Source organism: Pseudomonas plecoglossicida NBRC 103162 = DSM 15088, assembly GCF_000730665.1.
Taxonomy (GTDB): Bacteria; Pseudomonadota; Gammaproteobacteria; order Pseudomonadales; family Pseudomonadaceae; genus Aquipseudomonas; species Aquipseudomonas plecoglossicida.
Genome location: NZ_BBIV01000055.1, coordinates 24,150 through 39,947 on the forward strand (window position 1 = coordinate 24,150; position 15,798 = coordinate 39,947).

General features: G+C 66.3%; 18 protein-coding genes. All 18 read left to right on the forward strand.

The genetic code is table 11. The features are described from left to right. Nucleotides 1-4 precede the first annotated feature (4 nt). Nucleotides 5-1,993 (forward strand): cytochrome D1 domain-containing protein, encoded by a 1,989-nt coding sequence (locus PPL01S_RS22415; RefSeq protein ID WP_033743823.1) that lies wholly within the window; start codon nucleotides 5-7, stop codon nucleotides 1,991-1,993. Continuing rightward, nucleotides 1,990-2,643: an SCO family protein gene (locus PPL01S_RS22420; RefSeq protein WP_016394797.1), complete on the forward strand. Its 654-nt coding sequence runs from the start codon at nucleotides 1,990-1,992 to the stop codon at nucleotides 2,641-2,643. The genes PPL01S_RS22415 and PPL01S_RS22420 overlap by 4 nt, the downstream gene beginning before the upstream one ends. Continuing rightward, entirely contained in the window at nucleotides 2,640-3,305 is a 666-nt protein-coding gene (locus PPL01S_RS22425) for an SCO family protein (RefSeq protein ID WP_016394796.1), read from the forward strand. Before PPL01S_RS22420 ends, PPL01S_RS22425 begins: the two co-directional genes overlap by 4 nt. 108 nt (nucleotides 3,306-3,413) lie before the next feature. After that, nucleotides 3,414-4,916, forward strand: coding sequence for a cytochrome c/ABC transporter substrate-binding protein (locus tag PPL01S_RS22430; protein WP_028626159.1), 1,503 nt, complete (start codon nucleotides 3,414-3,416; stop codon nucleotides 4,914-4,916). 12 nt (nucleotides 4,917-4,928) lie between these two features. Beyond that, nucleotides 4,929-5,570 (forward strand): SurA N-terminal domain-containing protein, encoded by a 642-nt coding sequence (locus PPL01S_RS22435; RefSeq protein WP_028626160.1) that lies wholly within the window; start codon nucleotides 4,929-4,931, stop codon nucleotides 5,568-5,570. Between the two features lie 238 nt (nucleotides 5,571-5,808). Continuing rightward, complete coding sequence (locus PPL01S_RS22440) at nucleotides 5,809-6,342, forward strand: response regulator (protein WP_028626161.1); 534 nt, start codon at nucleotides 5,809-5,811, stop codon at nucleotides 6,340-6,342. Nucleotides 6,343-6,403: 61 nt separating this feature from the next. Beyond that, nucleotides 6,404-8,158 (forward strand): GspE/PulE family protein, encoded by a 1,755-nt coding sequence (locus tag PPL01S_RS22445; RefSeq protein WP_244212798.1) that lies wholly within the window; start codon nucleotides 6,404-6,406, stop codon nucleotides 8,156-8,158. Next, on the forward strand, nucleotides 8,139-8,921 hold the full coding sequence (locus PPL01S_RS22450; protein WP_028626162.1) for a hypothetical protein: 783 nt from the start codon (nucleotides 8,139-8,141) through the stop codon (nucleotides 8,919-8,921). Before PPL01S_RS22445 ends, PPL01S_RS22450 begins: the two co-directional genes overlap by 20 nt. Before the next feature lies 1 nt (nucleotide 8,922). Beyond that, nucleotides 8,923-9,465, forward strand: a complete 543-nt coding sequence (locus PPL01S_RS22455) for a PilN domain-containing protein (RefSeq protein ID WP_028626163.1) — start codon at nucleotides 8,923-8,925, stop codon at nucleotides 9,463-9,465. Further along, complete coding sequence (locus tag PPL01S_RS22460) at nucleotides 9,452-10,015, forward strand: GspMb/PilO family protein (RefSeq protein ID WP_028626164.1); 564 nt, start codon at nucleotides 9,452-9,454, stop codon at nucleotides 10,013-10,015. The genes PPL01S_RS22455 and PPL01S_RS22460 overlap by 14 nt, the downstream gene beginning before the upstream one ends. Continuing rightward, nucleotides 10,015-10,524: a hypothetical protein gene (locus PPL01S_RS22465; protein WP_016394788.1), complete on the forward strand. Its 510-nt coding sequence runs from the start codon at nucleotides 10,015-10,017 to the stop codon at nucleotides 10,522-10,524. Before PPL01S_RS22460 ends, PPL01S_RS22465 begins: the two co-directional genes overlap by 1 nt. Continuing rightward, nucleotides 10,521-12,395, forward strand: a complete 1,875-nt coding sequence (locus PPL01S_RS22470) for a secretin GspD/PilQ domain-containing protein (protein WP_016394787.1) — start codon at nucleotides 10,521-10,523, stop codon at nucleotides 12,393-12,395. The genes PPL01S_RS22465 and PPL01S_RS22470 overlap by 4 nt, the downstream gene beginning before the upstream one ends. Further along, nucleotides 12,392-12,865 carry a type II secretion system protein gene (locus PPL01S_RS22475; RefSeq protein ID WP_033743826.1) on the forward strand — a complete coding sequence of 158 codons (474 nt, stop codon included), beginning with the start codon at nucleotides 12,392-12,394 and terminating at the stop codon, nucleotides 12,863-12,865. The genes PPL01S_RS22470 and PPL01S_RS22475 overlap by 4 nt, the downstream gene beginning before the upstream one ends. Before the next feature lie 5 nt (nucleotides 12,866-12,870). Next, entirely contained in the window at nucleotides 12,871-13,245 is a 375-nt protein-coding gene (locus PPL01S_RS22480; RefSeq protein WP_016394785.1) for a type II secretion system protein, read from the forward strand. Continuing rightward, complete coding sequence (locus PPL01S_RS22485; protein WP_016394784.1) at nucleotides 13,220-13,747, forward strand: type II secretion system protein; 528 nt, start codon at nucleotides 13,220-13,222, stop codon at nucleotides 13,745-13,747. The genes PPL01S_RS22480 and PPL01S_RS22485 overlap by 26 nt, the downstream gene beginning before the upstream one ends. Continuing rightward, nucleotides 13,744-14,151 (forward strand): curli production assembly/transport protein CsgE, encoded by a 408-nt coding sequence (csgE, locus tag PPL01S_RS22490; RefSeq protein WP_028626165.1) that lies wholly within the window; start codon nucleotides 13,744-13,746, stop codon nucleotides 14,149-14,151. Before PPL01S_RS22485 ends, csgE begins: the two co-directional genes overlap by 4 nt. Continuing rightward, nucleotides 14,148-14,561 (forward strand): curli assembly protein CsgF, encoded by a 414-nt coding sequence (locus tag PPL01S_RS22495; RefSeq protein WP_028626166.1) that lies wholly within the window; start codon nucleotides 14,148-14,150, stop codon nucleotides 14,559-14,561. Before csgE ends, PPL01S_RS22495 begins: the two co-directional genes overlap by 4 nt. Nucleotides 14,562-14,595: 34 nt before the next feature. Next, nucleotides 14,596-15,444 carry a CsgG/HfaB family protein gene (locus PPL01S_RS22500; RefSeq protein ID WP_028626167.1) on the forward strand — a complete coding sequence of 283 codons (849 nt, stop codon included), beginning with the start codon at nucleotides 14,596-14,598 and terminating at the stop codon, nucleotides 15,442-15,444. Nucleotides 15,445-15,798 lie beyond the last annotated feature (354 nt).

A 15,798-nucleotide genomic window follows, 5' to 3' on the forward strand; every position in this document is an offset into this window, starting at 1 on the left:
GCGCATGCGTACCAACAATAAGAAACTTCGCTCTGCGTATCTTGGCTTGGTAATGGGAGTGGGTCTGATCGGACTGGGCGTGGCTTACGAAAACCTCTGGTGCGACCCCCGCGAGCTGCTGCAGGAACCTGCAGATCCGCAGGCCCTGCATCGGCTCAGCCGGGACGGCGTGACCGTGGAATTCGAGGCGCGGCCGCTGGCCGGTGACGCGGTGCGGGAGGGGGCGTTCGCCAACATCCGCTTCAAGGTCACCGACCAGACCAGCGGCCAGCCGCTGTCGGGCATGGCACCGGGGGCATGGATCGACCCGGCGCAGTCGGCGCCCCTGGAAGCCAGCCGTGACAACAGTTGCAAGGCCCGCGTCGCGCTGTTCCTCAAGAGCAGCATCGGCGCCCGGCCACTGCTGGACCTGAACAGCTACTTCCTGCTGGTGCTGAACAAGGATGCCAGCCTGACGGTGATCGACCCGACCGTCTCGGTGGGCGGGGTGACCAGCACCATGGCGCGCATCGACCTGCCAGGGCGCCCGATGGACTGGGTCGCCACCAGCGACGACAAGCAGGTGTTCGTGTCGATCCCCGAACGCGGCAAGGTGGCGCTCATCGACACCGAAACCTTCACCCGCGAAGCCACCCTGGATGCCGGCGAGCAACCGCTTCGCGTGGCCTTGCAGCCGGACCAGCGCCGGCTGTGGGTCGGCAACAACAGCGACGACCCGGCCAAGGGCGGGGTGACGGTGATCGACGTGCCCAGCCGCAGCACGCTGAAAAGCTTCGCCACCGGCTCCGGGCACCACGAGATCGCCTTCAGCAGCGATTCGCGCTGGGCCTTCGTCAGCAACCGCGACGGCGGCACCCTGAGCGTCATCGACATCCCCGAGATGCGCCTGGCCAAGACCCTGGAGGTAGGCCCCCATCCCCTGGCGGTGGCGTATTCGGCACTGTCCCAGGCGGTGTACGTCAGTGACGGCCAGGAAGGTACGGTGCGGGTGTACGACGCCCGCAGCCACCAGCTGCGCCACACGGTCAAAGCCGAGCAGGGCCTGGGGCCGATGCGCTTCAGCAGCGATGGCCGCTACGGCATCGTGCTCAACACCCTGGAAAACCAGGCGCTGGTGATCGATGCCAGTACCGACCAACTGATCCACCGCATTCCGGTGTCCGCCGAGCCGTACCAGCTGACCTTCACCAAAGGCTATGCCTACGTGCGCGGCCTGGCCTCCTCCAAGGTCAGCATGATCAACCTGAGCAGCCTGGGCGAAGGGCGCCAGCCGATCATCCAGAGCTTCGAGGCGGGCCCCGCCGCCCCGCGCCAGGCCGGTGACCTGCCGCTGGCCCAAGGCTTGTCGGTGTCGCGCGACGACAACTCGGTGTTCGTGGTCAACCCGGTGGACAACACCACCTACTTCTACGCCGAAGGCATGAACGCGCCGATGTCCGGCTACAACAACCGTGGCCACCAGGCCCGCGCAGCCCTGGTCGTCGACCGCAGCCTGCGCGAGCTGGCGCCGGGAGTATACGGCTCGACGGTGAAGATGCCGGCGGCGGGCAAGTTCGACGTGGCGTTCCTGCTCAACCAGCCACAGATCATCCACTGCTTCAGCACCGAGGTGGCAGCGGCACCGGACGCCAGCAAACGCAACGGCGCGCATGCCGAATTCATCGGCCTGGACCAGCCGTTGCCCCAGCACAGCGCGATCACCGCCAAGGTGCGCATCGTCGGTGACGACGGAAGGCCGCGCCAGGGCCTGAACGACCTGACCCTGCGCTACTTCCTGGCACCGTCGTCGATGCCGCACAACCAGCAGCTCGAAGAGGTGGGCGAGGGCGTGTACCAGGCGGCGCTGATGTTGCCCGAAGCCGGCGCCTGGTACTTGCACGTGCAGTCGCCCTCGCTGGGGCGCAAGTTTGCCGAAGACAACTACACCAGCCTGCGCGTGCTGCCGGCTGCAGCCACCAACGCTTCCCAGACCGACGTGAGGAATGTGCGATGAACGCCAAGCATTCTTGCAAGCTGCTGGTGCTGAGCCTGGCCCTGGCCAGCAATTTCGCCCTGGCCCACGCCGGCCATGACCACGGTGCGCCGGCCCAGCCGCCGGCGGCGCATCAGGAAAAGGCCAGCGTGCGCTTTGCCGATGTCTCGCTGCTGAACCAGGACGGCATGCCGGTACGCCTGGAGAAAGACCTGGTAGGCGAGCACCTGGTGGTCATGGGCTTTATCTACACCAGCTGCACCACGGTATGCCCGGTGGTGTCGTCGATCATGGGCAAGGTCCAGCAGCAGCTCGGTGGCCGGGTGGGCGAGGAGATCCAGCTGGTGTCGATCAGCGTCGACCCGCAGCGTGACGATGCCAAGCGCCTGCAGCATTACGCCAAGGCGTTCCAGCACGGCCCGGGCTGGAGCTGGCTGACCGGTACCTCCTATGCCATCACCGAAACCCTGAAAGGCCTGGGCAGCTTCAGCGCCGACCTCAGTCAGCACCCGCCGCTGATCCTCGTGGGTGACGGCCGCAGCGGCCACTGGACGCGCTACTACGGCTTTACCGACCCCGCCGTGCTGGTCGAGGAAATCAACCGCCTCAGTGCCCGCCGGGTGCACGCCAAGAGCACCGCCATCGCCGATCATCACGAGGTGCAGCCATGAGCAGCCACGTCACTTCCCGAGCAACCATGCGCAGCTTCGACTGGCTGGTCCTGAGCGCCTGCCTGTGGATCTTCGCTTCCGTGGCCATGGCCCATGATGGCCATGCGCCCAGCGCGCCGAGCCCACAGCCGGCACCGCAGACCATGACCAGCGGTGGCGGCACCCGCGATGCGCAGACCTGGTTCACCGACACCGTGCTTGAGGACCAGAACGGCCGCGAGCTGCGCTTCTACAGCGATGTGCTCAAGGACAAGGTGGTGATGCTCAACGTGATCTTCACCCATTGCACCGACGCCTGCCCGCTGATCACCCGCAAGCTGCGCGAAGTGCGCGAGGCCATGGGGCCGGAGCTGGCCAGCCAAGTGACTTTCGTCTCGATCAGCAGCGACCCGCTCAACGACACCCCGGCGGCGCTCAAGGCCTTTGCCGAGAAACAAGGCGTGGACAGTGCCAACTGGCTGTTCCTGACCGGCGACAAGGCCAATGTCGACCTGGTGCTCGGGCGCATCGGGCAGTTCCTGCCCAGCCCCGAGCAGCATTCGACCCAGCTGATCGCCGGCGACGTGGCCGGCAAGCGCTGGAGCAAGATCCGCCCGGATGCACCGCCCGCGGCCATTGCCCAGCGCATGCAGCTGCTGGCACAGCCTCTGGCTGGGCGGTGAGTCATGAAACCCTGGTACAGCACGTCCGTTGCTGCAAGCGCGCAGGCACCTTGTGGGAGCCGGCTTGCCGGCGATGGGGCCGCTTCAGGCACCCTAAAAGCCCTGGCCATGCTCATCGCCATCAGCCTCTGCGCCCCAGCCTTGGCCCTGGACCTCACCCCCCAGGAACAAGCAGGCAAACGCCTGTACCGCGAAGGCATTTCCAGCAGCGACGCGCAGTTGACCGCCCGGGTCGGCGCCAGCGACATGAGCGTTCCCGCCAGCGTGCTGCCGTGCGCCAGCTGCCATGGCAGCGATGGCCGTGGCCGCGCCGAGGGTGGGGTTCGTCCTCCCAGTCTCGACTGGCAGCGCCTGGCCCTTGGCCAAGGCGGCCGGCAAGTCAACGGCCGCCTCTATCCGGCCTACGCCGAGGCCACCCTGGCCCGGGCCATCCAGCACGGCGTCGACCCGGCCGGCAACCGCCTGGACCCGGCCATGCCGCGTTTCGACCTGACCCTGGCCGACCAGCGCAACCTGACCGCCTACCTCAAGCGCCTCGGCGAGGAGCGCGATCCAGGCGTGGAGGAGGGTGTACTGCGCCTGGGCACCTTGTTGCCCGACAGCGGGCCGCTGGCCTCGGCCGGCCACGTGGTGCGCGCCGTGCTCGAAGACGGCGTGGCGCGGCTCAACCAACAAGGCGGCATTCATGGCCGGCGCCTGCAACTGATCGTGCTCGACCCCGGTGTCGACCAGGCCAGTGCCGAGCGCGCCTTGCAGCGTCTGCTTGACCAGGAGCAGGTGTTCGCCCTGGTCACGCCGATGGCCCCGATGCTCGATCAAAACCTGCCTGAGCTGCTCGAACGTCAAGGGGTGCCGCTGATCGGCAGTACCCCGCGCAGCGGCGGCAGTGCGCAGATCTTCGACCCCATGCCCAGCATGGCCAGCCAACTGCTCAGCCTGGCCAGCCACGCCCGCAGCACGCTGGGCCTGGCCGCCGACGACCTGCGCGTGGTCTACGCCGGTGACGAGCACGCAGCGCTGGCCGAGCAGGTGCGTGAGCGCCTGCAGCAGCAAGGCTGGTCGCCGCCACCGATCGAGGCGTTCGCCGGGCAGGCGGTGGAGGGCCAGGGCATCGTCTACCTTGGCCGCCCCCAGGCCTTCGCCGAGCTGGCCGCAGCGTTGCAGGCCGCGGGGCGCGAGCCCTACCTGTTCGCCGCCTCCAGCCAGGTCGCGGTTGCCGTGGCGGGGCTACCGGAGCAGTGGTCGCAGCGGGTGTTCCTGGCCTATCCATTCGTGCCCAGCGACTGGACCGTGCAGGGCCTGGCGACCCTGTCCAGCCTGGAGCAGCGCCTGGGCCTCGACCCACGCCAGGCCTCGCTGCAGGTCAACACCCTGTGCGCCCTGCGCCTGCTGGGCGAAGCCCTGAAGCAGATCGGCCGCGATGCCAGCCGCGAACAGCTGGTCGTCGCCCTGGAGGGCCTGCACGACATCGACACCGGCCTGACTCCGGCGCTCGGCTTCGGCCCCGGCCGGCGCCAGGGCATGCTGGGCGCCCATGTGATTGCAGTTGGCCTGCCCGGGCCAAGCTTTACATCCGTCGCCCCTTACCGGCCTGTGGCTGACAGCCTTTGAGCGGAGGTCTCCATGCGTATCCTGTTGCTGTGCCTGTTGCTGATGCTCGCCAAGGCGGTCTGGGCCGACATGCCCGCGGCGCGGGTCAATGGCGTGGACATCGGGGTGATGCGCCTGGAGCGCTATTTCAGCGAGTACCTCGAAGCTCAGGGCCGTGCCCTGAGCAGCATCCGCAACCCGACCCTGTACAAACGCCTGCGCGACCAGGCCCTGGATGAGCTGATCGACAAGGAACTGCTGTGGCAGGAGGCGCAGCGCTGCGGCATCGTCGTCAGTGACGAGCAGGTGTCAGCGCAGGTTGGCGAGCTGGAGGCGGCCTTCGGCAGCCCGGCGCTGTTCGAACAACGGTTGGCGGATGCGGGTTTCGACCGGGCAGCGTACGCTGACTACATGCGCCACGAGATGGCCGCACAGCAGGCCTATGCCCAGCTCAGCGCGGTCGATGCACCCAGTCAGGCCGAGGTGGAGGCCTTTTACCAGGCCAACCAACAAAGACTGCAGGGAACATCGAACCAAAGTGATAGCCCGTCAGTCATACGGGAACAGGGCCTGGAGCTGGCCAGGAATGTGCTCGTCGCGCAATTGCAGGCCCAATCGCGCCAATCCGTGCGCCAACGTTTGCGCGAATCCGCTACAGTGCAGATCGCCGACTGAGTTGTTCCCAAGGCGATCCCCCAATGCTGGGGAATTATGGCTTGGCGATGTGCCATCATCTTCCCCGGATGTGGGGAAGCGGGTATTCGCCTGTTTTGGGGCAATTGGGTCTTGCCAGCAAGATCAATGACTTACAGTGGTGCAACATGACTATTCACGCCTGGCACGAAGCCTGCTCAAGCTTGTACAAGGGCGCACTTCGCAGACCGGGAAACCGGGCAGTACATGGGAGTCGACCTTGGTGAACAGAGTATTGGTAGTCGATGACGAACAGACCCTTGCGCAGAACCTGCAGGCGTATCTGCAGGCGCAAGGCCTGGATGTACATGTTGCCCACGACGGTGCCAGCGGCATTGAAAAGGCTGAAAGCCTGGCGCCTCGAGTGATAGTGCTGGATTACCGCTTGCCCGACATGGAGGGGTTTCAGGTCCTGGAGACCGTGCGCAAGAACAGGCAGTGCCACTTCGTGCTGATCACCGCCCACCCGACCGTCGAGGTCCGTGAGCGGGCCGCCGAGCTGGGAGTGACTCACGTCCTGTTCAAGCCGTTCCCGTTGGCGGAACTGGCCCGCGCGATCCTCGACCTGATGGGCATAGAGCGCCGGCGCAGGGCCACTGATGATCCAGCCGAAGGGTATGTCGAACGACGCCAGAACAGGAACGAATCGTTCCCCTTGCAGTTGTACGATGGCAGCTGGGTGCTGGCCGACCGCCGACGTAATGGCGCCAAGCCCCCCGGACCTGACGACGAACAACTGCTCACTGGGGAATAGCGGCGCCCGCAGCCCTCATTGAGCCAGCCTGCGACGCGCCCCCTGAGCGGAGTCGCAGGCCATGTCAGATGTAATCGATCACAGCGTTTCGGCCTCATCGCCGGCAAGCCGGCTCCCACAGGTTCAGCACACTTCTGAGCATCGCGCTCATCCTGTGGGAGCGACAGGGCCCTTTCCCCGCGAGCTGCTCGCCCAGGCCCGCCTGCAAGCCAGCGACGAGCGCCTGCTCAACTGCCTCGAACGCCTGGCCGCCGAAACCCCAGACACCTTCCTGCGCCGCCTGGGCCTGACCCTGCATTATCCGGTGCTCGACAGCCAGTCGCTGCTGGCCGCCACCCCGCGCTTCGACAAGGTCAGCCTGGCCCAGTGCCTGAAACGCGAATTCGTGCTGATCGAGCAGGGCGGCGAAATGCTCGGTGTGTTCGCCGACCCCTTCGACGCGGCCCGCCTGGCCTGGATCGATGACATCCTGCAAGGTGCACCGCTGTACCTGGCCCACGCCGCCGACCTGGCAACCCTTTTGGCCCGCCACGAAGAAAGCTTCCACGCCGTCGATGCCCTGGACCACGAGGCCGAGGCCGGCAGCGATACCGACGCCCTGCAGCGGCTGTCGTTGACCAGCATCAGCGAAGACCAGAGCAAAGTGGTCAAGCTGGTCAACTCGACCCTCTACGACGCCCTCAAGCAACATGCCAGCGACATCCACCTGGGCATGACCGGCCAGGGCCTGACCATCAAGTACCGCATCGACGGCGTGCTCAACGGCGCCGGCAAGGCCAGCGGCAGCGCCTTCGCCGACCAGGTGATCTCGCGCATCAAGGTCATGGCCGAACTGGACATCGGCGAGAAGCGCGTGCCCCAGGACGGCCGTTTCAAGATCGCCATCGGCGAGCGCCAGATCGACTTCCGTGTGTCGATCATGCCGAGCATCTTCGGCGAGGACGCGGTGCTGCGGGTGCTCGACAAACAGGACCTGTCCGACCGCGTCAGCGGTGTCCAGCTGCAGGCCCTGGGGTTCGCCGACGAGACCCTGCGCGCCCTGCGCCGCCTGGCTGCAGAGCCCTACGGCATGATCCTGGTCACCGGCCCCACCGGCAGCGGCAAGACCACCACCCTGTACGCCATGATCAGCGAGATCAACCACGGCGTTGACAAGATCATCACCATCGAAGACCCGGTCGAGTACCAGTTGCCCGGCGTGCTGCAGATCCCGGTCAACGAGAAGAAAGGCCTGACCTTCGCCCGCGGCCTGCGCTCGATCCTGCGTCACGACCCGGACAAGATCCTGGTTGGCGAGATCCGCGACCCGGACACCGCGCAGATCGCCGTGCAGTCGGCGCTCACCGGCCACCTGGTGTTCACCACCATCCACGCCAACAACGTGTTCGACGTGATCGGGCGCTTCAGCCAGATGCAGGTCGACCCCTACAGCTTCGTCTCCGCCCTCAACGCCGTGCTCGCCCAGCGCCTGATCCGCCTGGCCTGCCCGCACTGCTGCACGCCCTGCGAAGTGGATGACGAAACCCTGGCCGCCTCGGGCCTGGCCCGTGAAGCGGTGGCCGGCTGGCATTTCGTGCGCGCCCAGGGCTGCGGCCAGTGCCGTGGCAGCGGTTACCGCGGGCGCAGCGCCATTGCCGAACTGCTGCACCTGGATGACGACCTGCGGCAGATGATCGTCGAACGCCGCCCGCTGGCGCAGATCAAGACGCTGGCCTGCCAGCGTGGCCTGCGCCTGCTGCGTGCCTCTGCCCTGGACCTGGTCCGTGAGGGCCGTACCACCCTTGAGGAGATCAACCGTGTCACATTTATCGCCTGATCGCTTTTGCGCTGTGCTCGGCGCCGAGGGTGTCGGCCTGGGTCGCTGGCACGCCAACCAACACCAATGGCTGGGTAGCCGCGCCTTCAGCTGCGACGCCGCGCAACCGGCCTGGGAGCCTGCCCTGCAGGCGCTGGCCGCGCTGCTGGCCGAACATGCCGTGCGGGGTGCGCAACTGCGGGTGCTGCTGTCGGCTCGCTTCAGCCGCTTCTGCCTGGTGCCATGGAGCGATGCCATCGGCACATCGGCTGAGCTGGATGCCTATGCCAGGGCCTGCTTCGAACACCTCTACGGGCAGTCGCTGGACGACTGGCGCATCGTCCTGTCGCCGGAACGCGCCGGCACCGCGCGCATCGCTACGGCGCTGCCGCAGGCACTGCTGCAAGGGCTGCAGGCGCTGGGTGACGAAAGCCGTCTGAAGCTGCGCTCGGTACAGCCCTACCTGATGGCCGCCTACAACCGCTGCTCGGCGCAGCTGGGGCAGGGCGACTTCCTCTTCGTTCTGGCCGAGCCCCGGCGCAGCGTACTGCTGATGGCGGCCGGCGGTGCCTGGCAACAAGTGCTGGCGCAAGGGTGCGCGGACAGCGACCAGGCGCTGCAGGCCCTGATCGACCGCACCTGCGAGCTGTACGGCGAACAGCTGCCACCGGTCTACCTGCATGCCCCGGGACGGGGCGATGTGTCGCAACTGGCGGCGGTGCAGCTGTGCCAACCCGCCGGCGACAGCGACCCGCTGTGCGCCATGTGGCGGGCGGTGGCCTGAGATGCGCCGCCTCGACCTGGAATTCCAACCCCGGCGCACCAGCCCGCTGGCCTGGTCGCTGCTGGCCGTGGCCGGGATCGTGGTTGCCGGGATGGTACTGCTGCAGCAGCACCTGCAGGCCGAACAGGTCGAACTGGAGGGTCGCGTGCATGGCATGGAGATGCAACTGGGCCGCCGCCCGGCCACCGCCGCGCCACAGAACAGCGCCGCCAGCCGTGAGCAGGCCGAACGCCTGGCGCAGATGCGCAACGTCTCGCAGCAGCTGCAACGGCCTTGGCAGCAACTGTTCGCCATGCTCGAAGCGCAGCCCCAGGAAGATGTGGCGTTGCTCAGCCTGACCCCGGATGCACGCAAGGGCCAGGTTCGCATCACCGCCGAGGCGCGCAACCTGGAGGCGATGCTGCAGTACCACCAGCGCCTGGAGCAGAGCGCCGAGCTCAGCGATGTGTCGTTGCTCAACCACGAGGTGGTGTCCGGCCAGCCCGAGCACCCGGTGCGCTTCAACCTCACTGCCACCTGGGAGACCGGTCATGCGCGTCCCTGAATCGATCAATCGCCTGCTTGTCGAGGAGTACCTGCGCCGCACGGGGCCCGTGGCCCTGTCGGCAGTCGCCGTCGGCGTGCTGGCGGTGGGCGTGGCGCTGGCCGGCGTGCTGCCGCAGTGGCAGGCGCTGCGCGAGCTGCAAGCCAGCGAGGCGGATGCCAGCGCCCAGCTGGAACGGGTCAAGCGCGGCGAGCTGAAGATTGCCGTCAAACCCGAGCAGCAGGCGCTGGACAGCCTGCGTCAGCAGCTGCCGGGCCAGCCCGAGGCGAGCGAGCTGATCGAGCGCCTGTACCACTTGGCCAGTGCCCAGCGCATCACCCTCGCGCGGGGTGAATATGCATTGGGAGTCGACCCGAAAACGCAACTGGCGCGCTACCAGATCGTGCTGCCGGTGCGCGGCAGCTATCCGCAGCTGCGCAGCTTCCTCAAGGGCCTGATCGGCCAGTTGCCGACCCTGGTGCTGGAAGACCTGGAGCTGCAGCGCAAACGCATCGGCGACAGCGAGCTCAATGGCCGCCTGCGCATGACCCTTTACCTGTCGAGGTCGTGATGAATACTCAGCGTGCGGTGATGTGGGCAGGGTTTCTGGGGCTCTCCGGGGCATTGGCCTGGGCACCTGGGCACTGGTTCGGCGAGGAGAGCGAGGTGGCCTCGATCGCCGGCAAGCCGGCTGCCACAGGTTCTGCGGCACCCGCAGCCCCTGTGGCAGCCGGCTTGCCGGCGAAAGGGCCAGAACAGGCGTCAAGAGATCTGTTCCCCCGCCAGCAATGGACCAAGCCCCAGGCCCTGGCCACCGTCACTGAACAACCCGTGGTCGCCGCCCCCGTCGTGGCTGCTGCCGCCACTGCCCCAGCACTGCCATTCCAGTTCGTCGGCCGCATCGGCGATCGCGAAGACCTGCAGATCTTCCTGCAGAGCGGCGAAAAGCTCTACGTCGTGCGCCAGGGCGACGTGATCGACCAAACCTACCGCCTCGACCGGGTCTCGGCCAACGAGCTGGACCTGGTCTACCTGCCCTTGCACCAGTCGCAGACTCTGTCTGTCGGGAGCGCACCATGAAGTCATCGAAGTTGTGCAAGCCGGCTCCGTTCATGCTCCTGGCGCTGTGCGTGGCCATTGCCGGCTGCGGATCGAGCGCGGTGCGCAAGGACAGCCAGGAGCTGATGAAGGAGGGCCAGTACGAGGCCGGCATCGCCCGCCTGGAAGAGGCCCTGCGCGACGACCCGCGTGACACCGAACTGAACATCGCCCTGGCCCACGGCCGCCAGGAAGCGGTCGAGGCGCTGCTCACCCAGGCCGACAGCGACCGCATCCGCCACGATGTCGCCGGCGCGCGCCTGGGCTATGGCCGGGTGCTGACCATCGAACCCAACAACCGCCGCGCCCAGGAAGGCATCCGCCAGCTGGAGCTGATGCGCACCCTCGACGACCGCATCGCCCTCGGCCAGGCCGCCTTGCGCCAGGGTGACCTGTTCGGTGCCGAGCGCTACGTGCGCGAAGTGCTGCGCCTGGACCCGTCAAACCAGAAGGGCATCATGCTGCGCAGCGACCTGGAGAACGTCCAGGCACGCACCGCGCAGCCGTTCCCGCAACTGCGCAGCAAGCTGGAGCGCCCGGTGACCCTGGAGTTTCGCGACGCCGCGCTGAAGACCATCTTCGAAGTGCTGTCCCAGGTGGCTGGCATCAACTTCATCTTCGACAAGGACCTGCGCCCGGACATGAAAGCCACCATCTTCGTGCGCGATGTGCGCATCGAGGACGCCGTGGCGCTGCTGCTGGAGCAGAACCAGCTGCGCCAGAAGATCGTCAACGACAACACCCTGATGATCTACCCCGACTCGCCGCAGAAGACCAAGGACTACCAGGAACTGGTCATGCGCACCTTCTACCTCACCAGCATCGACGCCAACACCGCACTGAACATGGTCAAGACCATGCTCAAGACCCGCGACGTGTTCGTCGACGAACGCCTGAACACCATGACCATGCGCGACACCCCCGACGCCGTGCGCATGGCCGAGAAACTGCTGCAGTCCCAGGACCAGTCCAACCCCGAGGTGGTGCTGGAAGTGGAGGTGATGGAGGTGGCCCGTTCGCGCATCCTCGACCTCGGCCTGCAATGGCCGAACACCTTTGGCGTGCTGACCGATGACGGCAACCCGGTCAGCGTGCTCGACCAGTTGCGTGGCATCGACTCCAGCCGCATCAGCATCTCGCCGGCGCCGCAAGCCAAGATCAACGCCTCGGACAAGGACATCAACACCCTGGCAAGCCCGGTGATCCGCGTCAGCAACCGCGAGCAGGCGCGCATCCACATCGGCCAGCGGGTACCGATCATCAGCGCCACCTCGGTGCCTTCGACCCAGGGCCCGGTGATTACCGAGAGCGTCACTTACCTGGACGTGGGTCTGAAGCTAGAAGTGCAGCCCACCGTGCACCTGAACAACGAAGTGGCGATCAAGGTGGCGCTGGAAGTCAGCAACGCCACGCCGCTGGAACCCACTCGCCAAGGCACTATCCCGGTCCAGGTCGACACCCGCAACGCCCAGACCAGCCTGCGCCTGCACGACGGCGAAACCCAGGTGCTGGCAGGCCTGGTGCGCAACGACAAGACCTCCAGCGGCAACAAGATCCCGGGCCTTGGCGACATTCCAGGCCTGGGCCGGCTGTTCGGCAGCAACCGCGACGACATGAGCAAGTCCGAGCTGGTGCTGGCGATCACCCCGCGCATCGTGCGCAACCTGCCGTACCAGAGCCCGTCGGACATGGAATTCTCTACCGGCACCGAGTCGGCCATGCAAGTGCGCCAGTTGGCGCCACCTTTGCCCGCCGGCGCCGTGCCGGCCGATTCGCCGACCGTCGAACCGATCACCCCGGCCGCCGACAGCCAGATGGCCGTCGTGCCTTCGACCCCGAGCCCACGGCCATGAAACGCCGCATGCAAGGCTTCAGCCTGATCGAAGTGGTGCTGACCCTGGCACTGCTCGGGCTGCTCGCCAGCATGGCCGCGCCGCTGACCGAGACCGTGGTGCGCCGTGGCAAGGAGCAGCAGTTGCGCGAGGCGCTGTACCAGATCCGCGACGCCATCGATGCCTACAAGCGTGCCTTCGACGCCGGCTTCATCGAAAAACGCCTGGATGCCAGCGGCTACCCGCCGAACCTGCAGGTGCTGGTGGACGGTGTCCGTGATGTGCGCAGCGCCAAGGGCGCCAAGTTCTACTTCCTGCGGCGCATCCCCCGCGACCCGCTGGTGGCGGCCAAGGGCGACGACGAGGGTGGCTGGGGCCTGCGTGCCTACGCCAGCAGCCCGGACAACCCACGCGAAGGCGAGGACGTCTTCGATGTGTATTCCAAGGCCCGTGGCAAAGGGCTCAACAACATCCCCTACGGGCAATGGTGACGGCCATGAAACGCAGCCGAGGCTTCACCCTGATCGAACTGCTGGTGGTCATGGCGATCATCGCCACGCTGATGACCATCGCCATGCCGCGCTACTTCAACAGCCTGGAGAGCTCCCGCGAAGCCACCCTGCGCCAGAGCCTGGCGGTGCTGCGTGAGTCCCTGGACCACTACTACGGCGACACCGGTCACTATCCCGACTCGCTGGAGCAACTGGTGGAGCAGCGCTACCTGCGCAACACCCCGGTCGACCCGATCACCGAGCGCAGCGATGCCTGGCAGCTGGTGCCACCGCCCGAAGGCGTGGCCGGCGGCGTGGCCGATATCAAGAGCGGTGCTACAGGGAGGGCGCGTGATGGCAGCCTCTTCGCTGAGTGGTAAAGCCTGCGCCGGCTTCACCTACCTGGGCGTGCTGTTGCTGATCGCGGTCAGCTCGGTGGCCCTGGCCGCCAGCGGCACCCTCTGGTCTACCGTCGCCCAGCGCGAGCAAGAGCGCCAGCTGCTGTGGGTGGGCGGTCAGTATGCCCAGGCGCTGCGCAGCTACTACCGCGCATCGCCCGGCCTTGCCCAGTACCCGCAGGAGCTGGCCGACCTGCTTGAAGACAACCGCTTCCCTCAGGCCCAGCGGCACCTGCGCAGGCTGTACCCGGACCCGATCACCGGCAGCGACGACTGGGGCCTGCTGCGTTCGATCGACGGCCGTATCACCGGCGTGCACAGCCGCTCCGACGCTACCCCGTTCAAACGCAGTGGCTTCGACACCCAGTGGTCCGGGTTCGAAGGGCTGGAGCACTACAGCGACTGGCAGTTCGTCGCCGAGCAAGCCTTCAACGAAAGCGCCAGTGGCGCGCAACCCCATACCGGCGCGGGAGACACGCCATGAAAGGACTCAACGTTTTTTGCCTGAGCATGGGCTTGCTGCTGGCTGCCGGCGTACCTGGCGTGGCGCACGCCGACGCCGAAGACGAGATGAAGGGTTTTATCGTCGACAACACCATCTCGCACATCGGCCACGATTTTTACTTCTACTTCGCCGACCGTCTGCGTGCCACCAGCCGCCTGGATTTCAACCTGGTGGTGCGCGAACGTCCGGATGCACGCTGGGGGAGCCTGGTGACCGTGGAGTTCGACCGCGACGTGCTGTACCGCCGCTTTCTGCCGCCCAATGTCACCCAATTAAAAGAAGAGGCCATCGCGGCCGCCGATCTGGTCAGGCAAGAAGTCGTGCAGCGCAAGCTGCAGCGCCTGCTCCAGGACACCACTGATCTGGAGAGGGATGAGCTATGAACACTCGCATTGCGCAAAGTATCGCGGCTTGCCTGCTGGCCAGCGCCTTCGCCGCCCAGGCCACCGAGCTTGTATACACCCCGGTCAACCCGGCGTTCGGTGGCAACCCGCTGAACGGCACCTGGCTGCTGAACAACGCCCAGGCGCAGAACGACTATGACGACCCAGACCTCAAGGACCGCACCTCGTCGCTGAGCGGTACCACGGCCCTGGAGCGCTTCAGCAACCAACTCGAGTCGCGGATGCTGTCGCAGCTGCTGGACAACATCAGCAATGGCAAGACCGGGAGCATGGCTACCGACTCGTTCCTCATCGATGTGATCGACGACTCCGGGGCCTTGAGCATCAAAGTCACTGACCGCGCCACTGGCGAAATTTCAGTCATCGAGGTCAGCGGCCTGAACCCCTGAGAGGGACAGGATCGTCATTTGGGGAGAGCGCACCATGAAACGACTGCTGAGCACTTTACTGATACTGGCCACCCTGCAAGGTTGTTCCGGTATCCTGCGCGAGCCGATGCCGGCCGAGCAGGACACCGGCACGCCGACCCTGACGCCGCGGGCATCGACTTACTACGACCTGATCAACATGCCGCGGCCCAAAGGGCGGCTGATGGCGGTGGTGTATGGCTTCCGCGACCAGACCGGGCAATACAAGCCGACCCCGGCCAGTTCGTTTTCCACCAGCGTCACCCAGGGGGCGGCGAGCATGCTGATGGATGCCCTGAGTGCCAGTGGCTGGTTCGTGGTGCTGGAACGTGAAGGCCTGCAGAACCTGCTGACCGAGCGCAAGATCATCCGCGCCTCGCAGAAGAAGCCTGACGTTGCCGAGAACATCATGGGCGAGCTGCCACCGCTGCAGGCTGCCAACCTGATGCTGGAGGGCGGCATCATCGCCTACGACACCAACGTGCGCAGTGGTGGGGAAGGGGCGCGCTACCTGGGTATCGACATCTCCCGCGAGTACCGGGTCGACCAGGTGACGGTGAACCTGCGGGCAGTGGATGTGCGTACCGGGCAGGTGCTGGCCAACGTGATGACCAGCAAGACCATCTACTCGATCGGGCGTAGCGCGGGGGTGTTCAAGTTCATCGAGTTCAAGAAGCTGCTTGAGGCGGAGGTGGGCTACACCACCAACGAGCCGGCCCAGCTGTGCGTGCTGTCGGCGATCGAGGCGGCGGTGGGGCACTTGCTGGCCCAGGGGATCGAGCGGCGGTTGTGGCAAGTGGCGGGGGATGCGGGGGATGGCAAGGCGGGGGTGGACAAGTACCTGAGTCAGTATCAGCAGGAGTGAGGGGGTGGGGGCAGGGGGTTCGCCTTTGGTGGGGCAGCGTTCGATTTCATGGGCGCTGCAAAAACCAAGACATTCACCCGTCAGCCCCAATGTGTTTCTGAAATTACGCCACCCTTGAAACCCCTCCCCGACACCGGTAGTCTCTGCGCGTTGCTGTCAATCCAGCAGCCGGGTTTGGTAGCCCGCGATCAATCAAGGCGCACAAGCGCCCGCTCTGCGATACAGTTGGCGCTTTTTTGTGCCCGCTGTTTCGTTCTATGGCGGCTGTGCGTAGGGCGCCTTCGTGCGCGCCGGTTTCCTTGATTCCCGGTCTACCAACCTGCGTACAGCCGTCACCCTTTCGTTTGGTAGCGA